15 protein-coding genes are annotated in these 14,997 nt (G+C 68.6%); 2 read left to right on the forward strand and 13 right to left on the reverse strand.

Annotated elements, in window-relative coordinates; all coding sequences use genetic code 11:
• The 5 genes from F9C12_RS04915 to F9C12_RS04935 all read right to left on the reverse strand — a co-directional run bounded on the left by F9C12_RS04915 (position 1) and on the right by F9C12_RS04935 (position 4,558).
• On the reverse strand, positions 1-408 hold the full coding sequence (locus tag F9C12_RS04915; RefSeq protein ID WP_409464937.1) for a Zn-ribbon domain-containing OB-fold protein: 408 nt from the start codon (positions 406-408) through the stop codon (positions 1-3).
• Positions 408-1,634, reverse strand: coding sequence for a thiolase family protein (locus tag F9C12_RS04920; RefSeq protein WP_409464938.1), 1,227 nt, complete (start codon positions 1,632-1,634; stop codon positions 408-410). Before F9C12_RS04920 ends, F9C12_RS04915 begins: the two co-directional genes overlap by 1 nt.
• Positions 1,631-2,137, reverse strand: coding sequence for a MaoC/PaaZ C-terminal domain-containing protein (locus F9C12_RS04925; protein ID WP_409464939.1), 507 nt, complete (start codon positions 2,135-2,137; stop codon positions 1,631-1,633). Before F9C12_RS04925 ends, F9C12_RS04920 begins: the two co-directional genes overlap by 4 nt.
• 30 nt (positions 2,138-2,167) lie before the next feature.
• A complete protein-coding gene (locus F9C12_RS04930) occupies positions 2,168-3,319 on the reverse strand; it encodes an acyl-CoA dehydrogenase family protein (RefSeq protein WP_409464940.1) in 1,152 nt (383 codons plus the stop codon).
• A gap of 96 nt (positions 3,320-3,415) precedes the next feature.
• Complete coding sequence (locus F9C12_RS04935) at positions 3,416-4,558, reverse strand: CaiB/BaiF CoA transferase family protein (protein WP_409464941.1); 1,143 nt, start codon at positions 4,556-4,558, stop codon at positions 3,416-3,418.
• 177 nt (positions 4,559-4,735) lie between these two features.
• On the opposite strand from F9C12_RS04935, the gene F9C12_RS04940 reads away from it, so the two are divergent.
• Entirely contained in the window at positions 4,736-6,082 is a 1,347-nt protein-coding gene (locus F9C12_RS04940) for an MFS transporter (protein WP_409180771.1), read from the forward strand.
• 193 nt (positions 6,083-6,275) lie between these two features.
• Positions 6,276-7,658, forward strand: coding sequence for a PKD domain-containing protein (locus tag F9C12_RS04945; RefSeq protein WP_409464942.1), 1,383 nt, complete (start codon positions 6,276-6,278; stop codon positions 7,656-7,658).
• 724 nt (positions 7,659-8,382) lie between these two features.
• Here F9C12_RS04945 and F9C12_RS04950 read toward each other — a convergent pair.
• The 8 genes from F9C12_RS04950 to F9C12_RS04985 all read right to left on the reverse strand — a co-directional run bounded on the left by F9C12_RS04950 (position 8,383) and on the right by F9C12_RS04985 (position 14,984).
• Complete coding sequence (locus tag F9C12_RS04950) at positions 8,383-8,571, reverse strand: hypothetical protein (protein WP_409464943.1); 189 nt, start codon at positions 8,569-8,571, stop codon at positions 8,383-8,385.
• Between the two features lie 72 nt (positions 8,572-8,643).
• The gene (locus F9C12_RS04955) at positions 8,644-9,843 is read right to left on the reverse strand and encodes a cytochrome P450 (protein WP_409464944.1); all 1,200 of its coding nucleotides are present in this window, start codon (positions 9,841-9,843) and stop codon (positions 8,644-8,646) included.
• A 34-nt stretch (positions 9,844-9,877) separates the two neighbouring features.
• A complete protein-coding gene (locus F9C12_RS04960) occupies positions 9,878-10,735 on the reverse strand; it encodes an acyl-ACP desaturase (RefSeq protein ID WP_409180775.1) in 858 nt (285 codons plus the stop codon).
• Positions 10,732-11,601, reverse strand: a complete 870-nt coding sequence (locus F9C12_RS04965) for an SAM-dependent methyltransferase (protein WP_409180776.1) — start codon at positions 11,599-11,601, stop codon at positions 10,732-10,734. Before F9C12_RS04965 ends, F9C12_RS04960 begins: the two co-directional genes overlap by 4 nt.
• Positions 11,598-11,873: an acyl carrier protein gene (locus F9C12_RS04970; protein ID WP_409180777.1), complete on the reverse strand. Its 276-nt coding sequence runs from the start codon at positions 11,871-11,873 to the stop codon at positions 11,598-11,600. The genes F9C12_RS04965 and F9C12_RS04970 overlap by 4 nt, the downstream gene beginning before the upstream one ends.
• Positions 11,870-12,400 carry a PaaI family thioesterase gene (locus tag F9C12_RS04975; protein WP_409464945.1) on the reverse strand — a complete coding sequence of 177 codons (531 nt, stop codon included), beginning with the start codon at positions 12,398-12,400 and terminating at the stop codon, positions 11,870-11,872. The genes F9C12_RS04970 and F9C12_RS04975 overlap by 4 nt, the downstream gene beginning before the upstream one ends.
• Positions 12,397-13,266, reverse strand: a complete 870-nt coding sequence (locus tag F9C12_RS04980) for a ferritin-like domain-containing protein (protein WP_409180779.1) — start codon at positions 13,264-13,266, stop codon at positions 12,397-12,399. Before F9C12_RS04980 ends, F9C12_RS04975 begins: the two co-directional genes overlap by 4 nt.
• A complete protein-coding gene (locus F9C12_RS04985; protein ID WP_409464946.1) occupies positions 13,263-14,984 on the reverse strand; it encodes an AMP-binding protein in 1,722 nt (573 codons plus the stop codon). The genes F9C12_RS04980 and F9C12_RS04985 overlap by 4 nt, the downstream gene beginning before the upstream one ends.
• Positions 14,985-14,997: the final 13 nt, after the last annotated feature.

Here is a 14,997-nt window from a genome sequence, read left to right on the forward strand (position 1 = left end):
TCATCCCTCCGCTGCCGGGGCGAACACCGGGAGCGTCTGCTCCCCGCGCCGCACGAACCGGACCTCGACCGGCATGCCGATCCCGATCGCGTCCGGTTCCGCCTCGATCTGCGTGAACAACTGGTAGCCCTCGGCCAGTTCGACGAACCCGACCGTGTAGGGCACGATCGCTGCCCATGTCGGCGTCGGGCCGCGCATGACCGTGCTGTAGGACCACACCGTGCCGCGCCCCGCCGACTGTTCCCAAGCCAGCGAGCGCGCCGAACAATGCGGACAGTAGGAGTGCGCGGGCCACACGACCTCGCTGCACGCGCCGCAGCGCTGATACGTGAGCCGTTCCTCGTCGAGCGCCGACCAGTACGGTTCGGCGTCGGGCAGCCGGTAGGGCTGCGGCCAGTCCTCGCTCATCACGGCCTCCCAGCGTCGTTGCCGGACAACACCATCACGCCCGCCGCGGCGAGCATCCCGCCCGCGCCTTGCACCAGCACCGTGCGCGGTTTCCGCTTCGGCGTCAGCCCCAGCGCGGTCCCGCGCAACTGCCGGACAGCCTCGACCAGACTGTCCATATTGCACGATATCCCCGGCTGCCCAAAGGAAAGCCAGCCGCCGTTGGTGTCGGTCGGCAGGTCGCCGTCGACGCCGGTGCGGCCCTCGCGGTACACGTCGATGCCGTGGCCCTTCTTCGCGAAACCCAGGTCCTCCATGATGATCGGACCCATGTGCGCGAAGTTCACCGACAGCTGCAGCATGTCCACATCGGACGGAGTCAGCCCGGACCGGGTGAATGCCTGACGGGCGGCCTCCACGGTCGCGGTGTGCGTCAGGTTCGGGAACTCGCCCAGCCCGGCGAACCGGCCCGAGCGCATGTTCATCCGGTCGGTGAGGTACTCGTGCGTGGTCGCCGAACCGTAGCCGCGCACCCAGACCGGGTCGCGCGCTTCCTTCGCGCGCTCGGGCGAGGTCACCACCAGCGCGCCGCCGGTGCCGCCGCCCCAGGTGGAGCACATCCACCGGCGCAGCGGCGTGGCGACGTACGGCGACGAAAGCACCTTCTCGCGGTCGATCTCGCCGTGTTTGCGCTTCGCCGCGTGCGGATGCTGCGCGCCCCATCGCTGATTGGCGATGGCGACTTCGGCGAGATCTTCTTCGGTCATTCCGTATTCGTAGAAGTACCGGCACGCGGCCTGCGCGTACAGCGACGGGATGGTGGGGCCGTAGGGCACCTCGTACTGCGGGTCCGAATCGGCTTCGGAGCCCATCGCCACTGCGTCCACGAACAACTCGGTCGCGTCGCTCTGCACGCACAGCACGTATTCCGCCGCACCGGCCGCGATCATCTGCGACGCGACCGCGATGGTCGACGTCAGCCCGGCGCCGTGCAGGGTGATCTCGCTGTTCAGCGTCACCGGCATCTGCAGGTGCGAGATGAAGATGTTGCTCCACTGGGACCGCTTGTCCGCCCACGGCGAGCGCCCGGTGAACACCGCGTCGACCTGGTGCTTGCCGATGCCGGCGTCGGCCAGCGCGGCCATCGTCGCTTCGGTGGCCAGCTGCAACGGATCTTTCCGGTCGGCTTTCGACGCGTACGCGTCGCCCATCCCGACGATCGCGGCGACCGGTTCCCCGGCGCTCACTTCCGCTCCGGCTGCTTCTCCGTCGGCAGCGAGGCCGCGAGCAGTGCTTCGAGATCCTCCCGGCGGCGCAGCATCAACAGGCTCCACTCGCTGCGCTGCACCACGTAACCGTCCTGGTTGAGCGCCTTCATCAGGAACGTGGTGACGCCGTACTTCTCGTCCTTTTCCTTCTTCGCGGCGACCTCGGCGGTCACGTAGATCGTGTCGTCGATCGCGACCGGCTTGAGGTAGCGGAGGTTGTCGATCCCGTAGTTCGCCTGGATCGACGGGCCGAACTGGATCAGCCCGGTCATGATCGAGTACGTCAGCGAGCCCTGCACCAGCCGCTTCCCGAACCGGGTCTGCTCGGCGTAGTGCTTGTTGGAGTGGATCTCGATCCAGTTGCCGGTGAGCGCGCAGTAGTTGACGACGTCGGCCTCGGTGATCGTCCGCCCGCCGGTGCGGAAGGTCTGTCCGACCTCCAGCTCGTCGTAGGGCATGTCGATGCGGTTGTTGATCCCCATTGATCTTCTCTCCTCAGGAAAACGAGCGGGTCAGGCGGGCAGGCGCATCGACTTGGCGATGATCGTGCGCTGGATCTGCGAGGTGCCGCCGCCGATCGTCGACTGGATGCTTTCGCGCAGGTAGCGCTCCATGTCGCCCTCGGGCAGGTTCGCGTAGCCGCCCAGGATCTGCATGCCGTCGAGCGCGCACTGCTTGAGGGTTTCCGAGCCGTACAGCTTGGCCATCGACGTCTCGCGGGCGGCCGGCAGGTTGTCCGCCTTCATCTGCGCGGCGCGGTAGCAAAGCAGCCGGGCGGCGTCGACGCGCGTCTGGTTCTCCGCCAGCATGTGCTTGAGCACCTGGAAATCGCGGATCGGCTTGCCGAACTGGGTGCGCTGGTGGGCGTACCGGTTGGCGTTGTGCACCGCCTCCTGCGCGTTGCCGACGTAGGCCGCGGCGACCGCGCAGCGTTCCAGCTCGAGGTGTTCGGTGATGATCTTCCAGCCCTGGCCGACCTCGCCGAGCAGCGCGTCCGCGGGCACCCGGACCTCGTCGAGGAAGATCTCGGTCGTGCCGGTGGCGTGCCGGGACAGCGTCGGCAGCTTGCGGATGTCCAGCCCCGGGGTGTCATTCGGGATCAGCAGCACGGACAGGCCGTTGTGCTTGTCGTTCTTGTCGGTGCGGACCAGCATCGCGATGACGGTGTCCTTCGCCGCCGCGCCGCTGCACCACAGCTTCGAGCCGCTGACGATCCAGTCGCCGTTCTCGTCCTGGCGCGCGTGGGTCTTGGTGTTGGCCGCGTCCGAACCGGCGTCCGGCTCGGAAATCGACACGGAGAACCGGATCTCGCCGTCGATGAACGGCTTGACGTAACGCGCCTTCTGCTCCGCGGTGCCGTACTTGATGATGTTCATCGCGGTGAACGTCGGCACCAGCACCGAGCAGGCGAAGTCGAAGCCGAACTTGCCGAGCCCCTCGGCCATCAGGGAGTAGTCGAAGATGTCCCCGCCGGAGCCGCCCTCGGATTCCGGGATCAGGATGCCGAGCCAGCCCTGCTTCGCGATCTTGGCATACGCCTCGTACGGGTACTGCCGTTCGAAATCGCACTTGCGCACGTACTCGACGGTGATTTCGTTGTCCATGAAGTCGTTGACAGTCTTCAGCCATTCCGCCTGCGATTCATTGAGGAAATTCGCGCACATTTTCTCGTACTCCCATCGCGGTTTCCATCAGGTTAATGCGGCCGGACCGCAAAGCCAATTGACGATTCCCGAAGGCCGGATTCGGGGTTTCCGAACTCAGCCCAGCAACGTCGCCGCTTCGGCGGCGGAGAACCCCCAGTCGGCGAGCACCTCGTCCGCGTGCTCCCCCGGCGCGGCCGGCGGCCGCTGGATCGCTCCCGGCGTACGGCTGAACCGCGGCGCCGGAGCGGGCTGCACGACGCCGTCGACCTCGACAAACGTCCCGCGCGCCCGCAGGTGCGGATGCTGCGGAGCCTCGGCCATCGACAGCACCGGCGCGAGGCAGACATCCTGTCCTTCGGCGAGCGCGCACCATTCGTCGCGCGTCTTCGTCCGGAACACCTCGGCGAAGCGCTTTTTCATCTCCGGCCAGTGCTCCCGGTCGTGCTGACCAGGCAGTTCGTCCGCGGTGAAGCCGAGCATCCGGAGGGTGTTGCGCCAGAACCGGGTCTCGTTCGCGGCGAGGCTGATCCAGCCGCCGTCGGCGGTCTCGTAGACCTGGTACCAGGGCGCGCCGGAATCGAGCCGGTTCGTGCCGCGTTCGTCGGTCCAGTAGCCCGCCGCGCGGAAGCCGTAGAACGCGGTCATCAGCGACGCCGAACCGTCGACCATCGCCGCGTCCACCACCTGCCCCTTGCCGGACGTGCGGCTCTCCAGCAGCGCGGACACCACGCCGAGGGCGAGGTAGAGCGAGCCGCCGCCGAAGTCGCCCACGAGGTTCAGGGGGATCACCGGCGGGCCTCCCGCCTCGCCGATCGAGTGCACGACACCGGTCAGCGACACGTAGTTGACGTCGTGGCCCGCCGCTTTGGCCAGCGGCCCGTCCTGGCCCCAGCCAGTCATCCGGCCGTACACCAGCGCCGGGTTCGCGGCCAAGCAGTCGTCCGGCCCGAGTCCCAGCTTCTCCGCGACGCCGGGACGGAACCCCTCGACCAGCGCGTCGGCCTGTTCGACCATCCGCAGCACGGCAGCGACCGCGGCCGGAGTCTTGAGGTCCAGCGGTACGCCGCGGCGTCCGCGGTTCATCAGCTCGAAGCGCGGTTCGATCGGCGCGCCGCCGTCGTAGCCGGGCGGGCGCTCGATCCGCAGCACCTCGGCCCCGAGGTCGGCCAGCAGCATGCAGGCGAACGGCGTCGGGCCGACCCCGCCCAGTTCGACGATCCGTACCCCGGCGAGCGGTCCGGAATGCGTGTCTTCCATCCTCGCGACGCTACGCGCGCGCGGGGCGGAAACCTATTTCGCAAACCCGAAGCAGCACTTCGGGAACTCCGAATTGATTACCCCGAACGGCCTGCTTACGCTACGGCGACCCCGCTCGGGGCTTTATCTCGATCACCTTCCCCGGTCCGCCGCACCCCATTCGGAGAGGGGCGTTCAATGACGACGCCGAAATCCCCGTCCGCACCGGAACCCGCCGCCCGCGCCAGGTCAGGCCGCCGCGCCGTCGTGGCGAGCATGGTCGGCACGACCGTCGAGTACTACGACTTCCTCGTCTACGGGGTCGCCGCCTCGTTGGTCTTCGGCAAGCTGTTCTTCCCGCAGGTCGACCCCGCGGCCGGCGTCCTGTTGTCGCTGTCCACCTTCGCGATCGCCTTCGTGATGCGCCCGATCGGCGCGGCGGTCTTCGGCAACCTCGGCGACCGCGTCGGCCGCAAACGCGTCCTGTTCCTGACCATGATGCTGATGGGCGTGGGCACCTTCGCGATCGGCCTGCTGCCGACCTACCGCACGATCGGCATCGCCGCGCCGATCCTGCTCGTCCTCTGCCGGTTGATCCAAGGCCTCGCCCTCGGCGGCGAACAGGCCGGCGGTTTCGTGATGAGCGTGGAAAGCTCGGCCGACAAACGCCGCGGCCTGGCCGGCGCGTTCGTCAACTCGGGCGCCGGCTGGGGCCTGCTCCTGGCGAACCTGCTCTTCCTGGTGTTGAACGAACTGCCCGGCGACGCCTTCCTCACCTGGGGCTGGCGCGTCCCGTTCCTGCTGAGCGCGGTGCTGGTCCTGGTCGGCCTGTACATCCGGGTCAAGCTCGACGAAAGCCCCGAGTTCGTCCGCGTGGAAAACGCCCGGGCGGTGAAACGGGTCCCGCTGGCGGACGCGATCAAGCGCGGCTGGCGTCCGATGCTCCTGGTGATGCTGTGCTGCCTCGGCACGCACGTGAATTTCTATGTGGTGACGGTGTATTCGCTGACCTACGGCACCTCGGTGCTGCACGAGCCGAAGAGCACGCTGCTCTCGATGCTGCTGATCGTGACCGCGATGTACATGGTCACCACACCGCTGTTCGGTTTGCTGGCGGACCGGTTCGGGCGCAAGCAGGTGTTCGTCGTGTCGGCGATCGCCCTGGTGCTGCTGCCGTTCGCGTTCTACCCGCTGCTCGGCAGCGGCAGCTACCTGCCGATGGTGGCCGGTTTCGTGCTGCTGTTCATGGCGGTCAGCGCGAACTCCGCCGCGGAGCCGACATTCTTCGCGCTGTCTTTCCCGCCGTCGATCCGCTACAGCGGGCTGGCCGTGTCCTACGGTCTCGGCGCGGTGATCGGCGGCTCGTTCGCCCCGCTGATCTCGGCCGCGCTGTTCAAATCGAGCGGAAGCTGGACGACTGTCGCGATCTACAACGGCGGTGCCGCACTGATTTCCGTTGTGGCCGGGTTGCTGCTGCGGGAACTCCCCCGGTTGAGCACGAAAACGACACCGGCCCAGTCCGGCTCCGCTGCACAGACCGTCTGACTGTCCGAGAAGCTGGACAGTCAGGCTCCCTCGACCGCCCTAGATTTGCCGTTGCGGGCAATTCTCGTCTGGCGGAAGGAAACGAGCGATGGTGACGGGCAACGGTCAGCAGGCAGAACCTGAACACACCTTCTCCGTCCGGTCCGGCCGGACTGGACGGAGAAGGAACCGGCGAACCGCCGGATGCATCGCGGTGACCTCGGCACTGATGCTGGCGATGTCGTCCGCACCGTCGAGCGCGGACACCCCGCTTCCGTTGCACCATTACCTCCTCGTCGGCGGATTCGCCTCGCCCGGCATCAGCTCGGTCAGCGTGACCCGGGACAGCGCGATGACCACCGTCCCTGGATCCCCGTTCGCCGGAGGCCTCGGTTCACTGGGCATGGCGATCACGCCCGACGCGCGGAAGGTCTACTCCGTCGACAGCGGGTCAGGCACCATCATCGGCTACCGCATCGGCTCGAACGGCGCGCTGAGCCGGTTCGAAGGCGGCACCGTCCTGGTGGGACTGCCTGTCGTCGGAGCCGCCATCACCCCGGACGGAGCACGCCTGTTCGTGACGCTCGGAGGCGGATCAGTGCGCTCGTATGCGATCTCCCCGTCCGGAACACTCAGCCGAACGGCCGCAGCCGACGCACCGATCGACAGTGCGATCAGCCAGGTCGCGATCTCGCCGGACGCCAGCCACCTCATCGTCACGAACTACCTCGCGAACACCGTGACGTCCTTCGCGATCTCCCCTGACGCGACGCTGACCCAGATCGGCGCACCAGTGGCGGCAGGCAACAAGCCAGTCATCCCCGCATTCACGCCGGACGGGAAATACCTCTATGTCAGCAACGAAGGCAGCGGTGATCTCTCGGCCTATGCCGTCGGCCGGGACGGCTCGCTGACGTCGGTCCCCGGATCGCCGTACCCCAGCGGCGGAACCACGCACGGCGCCGTCATCACGCCAGACTCGCACCGGCTCTACGTGCCCAACACCACCGCCAACACGGTAACCGGCTGGAGCATCGGCACCGCCGGCCAGCTGACGCCACTGCCCGGCTCGCCGTACCAGATGCCGGTCATGCCGGGCCGGGTCACACTCAGCGCGGACGGCAAGTACCTGTTCGTCATCCAGGCGATCGCGGTGGACAACCCGACGTTGCACAGTCAGGTGTACAGCTATGTGCTGCAGCCCGACGGCCAGCCAGTCCCCAGCGGCCTCCCGCCCGCCGACACCGGCCTGGTCTCGCACGACGGCTCGAACGCGTTCCTCACCCCGAACCAAGGCCCCCAGGCCGCACTCACCGAATCCGGACCCACCTCCGGCAAAACCCGCAGTTTCACCGCAGCGGGTTCCTCGGACCCGGACGGCACAGTAGCCCAGTACGCCTGGGATTTCGGCGACGGCCAGCGGCTGGTGACTACCACGCCCGACGTCTCGCACACGTACGCCAAGCCCGGAAACTGGACCGTCACGGTGACTGTCACCGATGACGAAGGTTGTTCGACCAGCTTGATTTACGAGGGCACCACGGTCACGTGCGGCGGCGGACCGCGCGCGCAGGCACGCACGACGATTACGACGTAGTAATCGGAAGATCGCTGACGCGGGGCCGAAACCGTACCGGTCTCGGCCCCGCTCGCCATCGACTCGAGGGAGTCACCCGGGCCCTGGTCACCTCGACTGATCCTGAGGGACGGCCGTTCCGAACGCCTCCACTATGGACTGTCGCTGATCTGGCTCGCCTCGGAAGGTCAGGGACATGGTCGCCGATCGTGATGCTGAATCGCCGTCCACGACCACACCCCATCCACGCCTCCTTCAACACCGCGCCGAGCCTGCCAACGCCGCGACAACACTGCCGCCGAGCGCTCTGATCAGACCGCCGCAGGCGCAGCATTAAGCCGTGTGTGAGCGGCCCCGAAGACCTCCTCCGTCGCATCAGTTCGCCCGCCAAACCGCGTGCCTCGACACACCCCTGAACGCGGCAGCGGAGGATCTCGTGACCCGTCAACCGTCGACAGCAGAACAGATCGTCCACGCGCTTCCCCTGCCCAACACCGTCACCTCTTTGCGCCGCGACCCGCTGTACCTCGCGACGGTCCGGCCGGATACACCCGACGGGTCCATGACGTACGCGCTGGGCCACGTGGACAGGTCCGGCCGGATTTCCGCCCGTACCCTGCTCCACAACCGGCTGGGCCATCAACGACCGGACGTCCTCGGAGCGAACAGCTCCCCAATCCAGCCGTTCACCGCATCCCGTAGAGGCAGACTCGCCCGCGAAACACGTACGTCCGCTTCGTGGCCTTCAGGCCTCGTAACTGCTTCCGCCGAGCTTCGAGACCGCCCGCCGCGCGAGACAGCTGCACCGCAGTGAAGTTCTCGACGGAGGCCCAGCCGCGGCGTCGTCCGGATCCAGCAGCATCTCCTGCCACGCCCACCGCTCGAAGAACGCGTACCGCGGATTCTCCGGATTCGACCGGACGGGGCTGCGCATCCAGGCCAATGAGCACGCGAGGGCAGCCAGAGGTTGCGCGCCGCTTCAAAAGAACCCCCCGCCGAACACCCCCTACCGCTTAAGCATCAACGGAAAACTCTCCAACCCCCGGAAACTCACATTCCCCCGCCACCGCAACTCCCCCTCGTCCACCATCCCGATCCCCCGATACCGCCCCAGCAATTCCCGCAACACCGTCGCCGCTTCCATCTTCCCCAGTGCCGCGCCCAGGCAGTAATGCGGGCCGCCGCTGAACGCCAGATTTTTCACCGCGCCCCGGGTGACATCCAGCCGGTCCGGGTCCGGGTATCGTTCCGGGTCGCGGCACGCCGCACCGAACAGCAGCATTGCCTTGGATCCCGCAGGCAACACCGCCTCGCCTAGCTTCACCGGCTCGTCCAGCAGTCGCGACACGATCTGCACCGGGGCGTCGTACCTTGTCAGCTCGTCCATCGCGCCGGGGATCAAGTCCGGATCCGACCGCAGCAGTTCCAGCTGGTCCGGGTGGCGCAAGAGCGCGAGCAACCCGTTTCCGATCAGGTTCACCGTGGTCTCGTGCCCGGCCACGAACAGGAACAGGACGTTCGCGACGATCTCGTGGTCGCTCAGGCGTGCGCCGTCCACTTCGGCATGGGCCAGCAGCGACAGGATGTCCTCCCGGGGTTCGGCCCGGCGCCGGGCCAGCTCCTCCTCGACGTACTCGCGGAACTCCGTCTCCGCCCGGTTCATCTCCGCCGAGTCCCCGGCGGTGATCGCCGGGTCGATCACCCGGCTGATCTGTTCGGTCCACCGGCGGAACCGGTCCCGGTGCTCCGCCGGGAGGCCCAGCAGATCGCAGGTGACCGTGACCGGCAGCGGCAAGGCCAGGTCGGCGATCAAGTCCGCGGGCCCCTCGCCGACGGCGTCGAGGAGGCGGCCGGTCTCCGCCGCCACCCTCGGGCGGAGGCGGTCCACCGCGGCGCGGGTGAAGACTCTCCCGATCACCGCGCGGATCCGCCGGTGCGCGGGGCCGTCCAGCATCAGCATCCAGCTTCGCACGCTGGTCACCAGCGGGCTGTCCGGGCCGCCCCGCCGTTCGGTCCAGCTCCGGCTCCGGTAGAACTCGCTGGACACGCCGGAGGCGGACAGCACGGCATCCACGTCGGCGTAGCGCGAGAGCACCCAGAACCCGAAGTCCGACCGGTGCACGGGATCGGTTTCCCGCAGCTTCCGGTACACCGGGTACGGATCGGTGCGCATCGCGGGATCGCGGGGGTCGAACAGTGTGCTCATCTCGTCTCGTCCCTGGTCAGACTGGTCAGACTGGTCAGATGGCGCGGATCCGGTGCACGAACTCGGTCAGGTCCGCGGCGGAGGCCCGGCCGCTCTCGCCGGCGAAGCCGGTGACCAGCCGCACCAGCGCGTCGTAGGCCTCGGTGTGGTCGTACGACGTGGCGTCGGCGACCTTCATCGACCACCGCCAGTAGCCCTTGAGCGTGTCGGCCAGCGGCATCCGGAACGTGGCCAGCACGTCCTTCAGGTCCGCCACCGTCGCGCCGAGTCCGTGCCGCTCGACGTAGGCGCCGACGAGTTCGGTGTAGAACGCGAAGTGCCGGGCTTCGTCCCGGGCCAGCCGGTGCAGCAGATCGCGCAGCACCGGCTCCGCGGCGACCGCCTTGAACCGCTGGTAGAACAGCTGCGTCGCCTTCTCCTGCACCAGCGTGTAGGTGAAGGCCTGCACCGGCGTTTCGTAGGGCAGCGCGAACTTCTTCCGCCCTTCCTGCGCCAGCTCCCGCATCAGCGTGTCCGGATCGCTGATGCCCGCCTCGATCTGGTACCTGGTCAGCACCGAAGCGTGCCGTTCCTCGTCGTTGGCCCAGGAGATCAGGAACCGGAAGTACTCCCGGTTGAAACAGAACTCCTCGATCGCCTGGTCGCCGCCGGAGACCGGGAACGCTTCGAGGAAATACGTCAGGTACCCGGGAATGTGGTCCTCGATGAAGGTGATGAACCGGACCACCGAGCTGTCGGTCTCGGTCAGCTCCTCCGGGCGCAGCGCGTCCCACGCCAGGTCGTCGGCCGACCACTGCCGGGCGCCCGCGCGGCTGACCGCGACGCCGGCCAGCCGCCGCATCTCCTCCGGCGGCAGTCCCGCACGGGCGCCGGGCCCCGCGGCCGGGTTCATCGCACCTCCGTCGGGCCCATGCGCGATTTGACCGCGGTGAACGCGTAGTGCTTGGTGGTGTAGCCCCAGCCCGCGTTCGCCGTCTGCAGATACCGGACCAGCGGTTCGCTCATGCCGGGCGCGATCTCTTCGACTCGCTCGCGCCGCGCGTGCACGCGTTCCTCCCACTGCTCGATCGTGCGGTGGTAGTGCGCGGTCAGGTCGGTCAGCCCGGCTAGGCTGAATCCTGCGGTCTCCATCGCCTCCACCAGCACCGACGCGGGCACCATGTCGGCGAAGCCGAAAATGCTGTCGGTGACGTGCACGGTGCCGGGCCGCCGGGAAAACTCGCGGTAGGTCTCGTGGTCGCGGAAACAGCTTTCCGACACGTACAGCGACCCGTTCCGCCGCAGCAGCCCGCGAACCTTGCGCAGCACGTCGGTCCGGTCGGGCATGTGCACGATCGAGCCCAGCATGGTCACCGCGTCGAACGGCCCGGAGACCTCGGCGCCGGTGAACGCCCCGGGCACCAGCGTGACCAGTTCGGAGACGCCCGTTTCCTCCGCGCGCGCCCGGATGAAGTCCGCTTGCGGCCCGGACGGCGTCACGCCGGTCACGCGGCAGTCGTATTCCTGTGCCATGAACAGCAGCAGGCTTCCCCAGCCGCAGCCGATGTCGAGCAGCCGCTCCCCGCCGCGAAGGCCGAGTTGCCGCGCGACGAAGTGCAGTTTGTTCGTCTGCGCTTCGTCGAGGCCGGTGTGCTCGGCGTCGTACAGCGCGGAGCTGTACTTCAGCCGCTGGTCCAGATAGAGCGCGAACAGCTCCGGCGGCAGCTCGTAATGCCGGTTCGTCGCGTCGCGCGCCTGCTGCGGGGTCAGCGCGGTCATGACCCCGCCAGTTCGGCCCCGATGCCCTTCCGCACCAGCTCGACCAGTTCGTCGACGGTTTTGACCGCGAAGATCTGCTCGTCCTCGAACTCGACGTCCCACCGGCGTTCCAGTTTGGACACCACGCGCAGCATCTTCATCGAGTCCGCGCCGGGCAGGTCCCGCAGGACGTCGCCGGCGGCGATGTCGGAGGCCGGGATCTTCAGCTCCCCGGCGAGGGTCTCGGCGGTCGCGGCCGCGATCTCCTCGCGGGTGATCGTGTCGGCGTTCATGATTCTCCTGTTCCGTGGTCGAAATAGTGGCTGACGCGGCCGAAGGCGGCCTCGTCCAGGTCCATCAGGTCCTTCGCCTGTTCGGAGCGGATCGGCTGGAAGGTGCCGCGCGCCATCACGTGCGCCTCGCCGTCCGGTCCGGTGATCTCGGCTTCGGTGTGCAGCACGCCGTTGCCCTGTCCGGCGATCCGCGCGGCCGTCGTGTACGGCACGCCGACGCGCAGCGGCAGCAGCATCCGGCTGCTCAGGCTCACCGAGAAGGCGAGCATGCCGTGCACCAGCGCGAGGGTGTCGCCCATGACCTCGTCCAGCAGCACGTGCACGATGCCGCCGTGCACGATCCCCGGATAGGACGCGTAGTCGGGCGAAAACATCGTCACCGCACCGAATTCGCCGTTCGGCAGCTTCCGCATCCGCAGTTTGAGGCCGACCGGGTTGCCCGGCCCGCAGCCGAAGCAGTTGAACGACGGTTCGGCGTGCCAGGGGAAGTCGATCTCCTCCCCCGGCGGAGACGACGCGACGGTCATACCGCGGCCGCCTCGGCCTTGATCGACTCCTCGGCGATCGCGCGCCGGACGTCGGCCATCTTCGTCAGCTTGTACCCGGTGATCGCGGAGAAGTACTTGAACAGCTGCTCGCAGCACTTCGCCCACTCCGCGCCGTCCTCGTCGACCTCGGCGAAGTAGGCGAACATCTCGTCGATGGTCTCGTGGCCCTCGAGCTCGGGCAGGTTGCCCTTGAAGCGGCTCACCGGGTGGCGGTACAGGTCGCGGGTCGTGCCCATGTAGATGTAGAGGGTCTCGACCACCGAAGCGAGTTCTTCGGGCCGCTCGGCCAGCTGCTGCGCCGTGTAGTACACGAATTCCCGCGCGTGCCGGGCTTCGTCGCCGCTCGCCTTGCGCAGGATCTCCGCCAGCACCGGTTCTTCCATGCTGCGCGCCACGCACTTGTAGGCGTGGGTGGCAAGCACCTCGCAGATCACATTGGTGGCCAAGGTCGCCGCCCGGGTCACGCCCGGCGGGTACGCCTCGCGCATCGACGCGATGGTGCGGTGCTCGATGCGGTGACCCGCCAGCTGCAGCCAGGTCTGGAACGCGAGGTGGTGCTGGATTTCCTGGTAGCCCCAGATGCAGGCGAACTGCGAGAAGTCGTAGTCCGCGCCGAACTCGTTGAGCAGCCCGTGCGTCGCGGCGACCACATTGGACTCGCCGATGATCGCGCCCTTGGCGAAGACCACGTGCTCGGGCCGCACCGCCCGCGGATCGAACTCCTGCCACGGGATGTGGTGCATTTCCCAGGTGGCGTGCTGGTATTCGGCGAAGATGCGGGCGCTGTGCATCTGCTCGTCGGCGAGCAGGGGCACGCCGGCCCGCGAAGTCGTCCTGGCGTTCACACTCGTTCTCCTTGCGCGTCGGGTGCGGTCTCGGAAACTTCGGCCCGGTCCTTGGCGCCCGCGGCTCCCCCGGCGCCCTCGGCGAGGAGCCGCGCGGCCAGGACCCGCTGCCATTTCCCGCTCGTGGTGCGCGGGATCCAGCGCGGTTTGACGGGGTAGACCGCCACCCGCGGCAGGTCCACCTCGGCGGCGATCCGCCGGCGGACCGCCTCGCTGACCGCGGCGGCGTCTTCGGCGGTCTCGACGATCACGCCGATCCGTTCGCCGCCTTCGCCGTCGGTGTCGGCGAAGGCGACGCAGCGGCCGCGGTAGATCCCGGGCACGGTCCGGGCGACAGTCTCGACGTCGTCGGGGAAGAAGTTCTGGCCGTGCACCACGACCATCTCCTTGCGCCGCCCGGTGACGTACAGCTCGCCGTCCAATGCGAAGCCGAGGTCGCCGGTGCGGAACCAGCCGGAGTCGAACGCCGCGGCGGTCGCTTCGGGGTCCCGGAAATAGCCGGTGGTCACCGCTTCGCCGGCGATCTGGATTTCGCCCAGTTCGCCGTCGGCGGCGACGGCGCCGTCGTCGCGCATCACCCGCAGCTCGAGGCCGTGCACCGCGCGGCCGACCGAAACCACCGGCTTGGCCGCGGCCGCGGATTCGGGCACCGGACGCGCGAGGCCGGCGCCGCTGAGCGCCTGGCGGTCCACCGCGCGGATCCGCGGGAGGGAACCCGCGCTGGGGTAGCTGATCGACAGGGTGGCTTCGGCCATCCCGTACACCGGGTACATCACCGACGGGTCCACGCCGCTGGGCGCGAAGGCTTCGGCGAACCGGCGGACGGTCGCCGCGCTGACCGGTTCCGCGCCGTTGAAGGCCAGCCGCCAGCTGGAGAGGTCCATGGCCGCCAGCCGCTCGGCGGGGACGCGGTCGACGAGGTAGTCGTAGGAGAAGTTGGGGCCGGTCATCACCGTGCCGCGGTGCTCGGCGAAGTGCGCCAGCACCGCTTCCGGGCGCCGCAGGAAGGTGGTCGGCGCGAAGACGTGCACGTCCGCGCCGTTCAGCCAGTGCGACTGGAGCCCGATCAATCCCATGTCGTGGAAGGTCGGCACCCACTGGAGGAACACGTCGTCGGGGCTGAACGCGCCGGAGACCACGCAGGCCCGCAGCCCGGCCATGGTCGTGGCGTGCGGCAGCATCACGCCCTTGGGCAGGCTCGTGCTGCCCGAGGTGAACTGCACGACGGCCAGCGAGTCCGGTTCGACGGCCGGCAGCGAACGCGCGTCGCCGGTGCCGTGCGGGTCCGGCGGCGGCGCCAGCGCCACGCCGGTGCCGAGTTCCCGCAGCGCCTCGCCGAGTTCGGCGTAGCCGGGATCGAGCACGAGGTCGCGCATGCCCGCGGCGGTCACGATGCGGGCCAGCCGCCGCGCGGTGTTGGGCACGTCCGCGAATCCGGCCTGCACCGGCAGCACGCTCACCGCGGCCCCGGCTCGCCAGAGGCCGAAGATCGTGGTGAAGAAGCGGGCGGCGGTCGGCACCAGCACGCCGACCACGTCGCCGGGGCGCACCCCGGCGCGGAGGAACTCGTGCGCGGCGGAGGTGGCGGCGAGATCCAGTTCGGCGGCGGTGATCCCGTCGCCCGCGGTGGGGAACCTGGCGTGCGCCTCCGGGGTCGATTTCGCCAGCAGGGCAAGGCTTTCGCCAAGGGTGTGCCCGGCCAGCCGGGCGGTTCGCATGGGTGCCACGGTG

Source organism: Amycolatopsis sp. GA6-003 (genome assembly GCF_046267895.1).
Taxonomy (GTDB): domain Bacteria; phylum Actinomycetota; class Actinomycetes; order Mycobacteriales; family Pseudonocardiaceae; genus Amycolatopsis.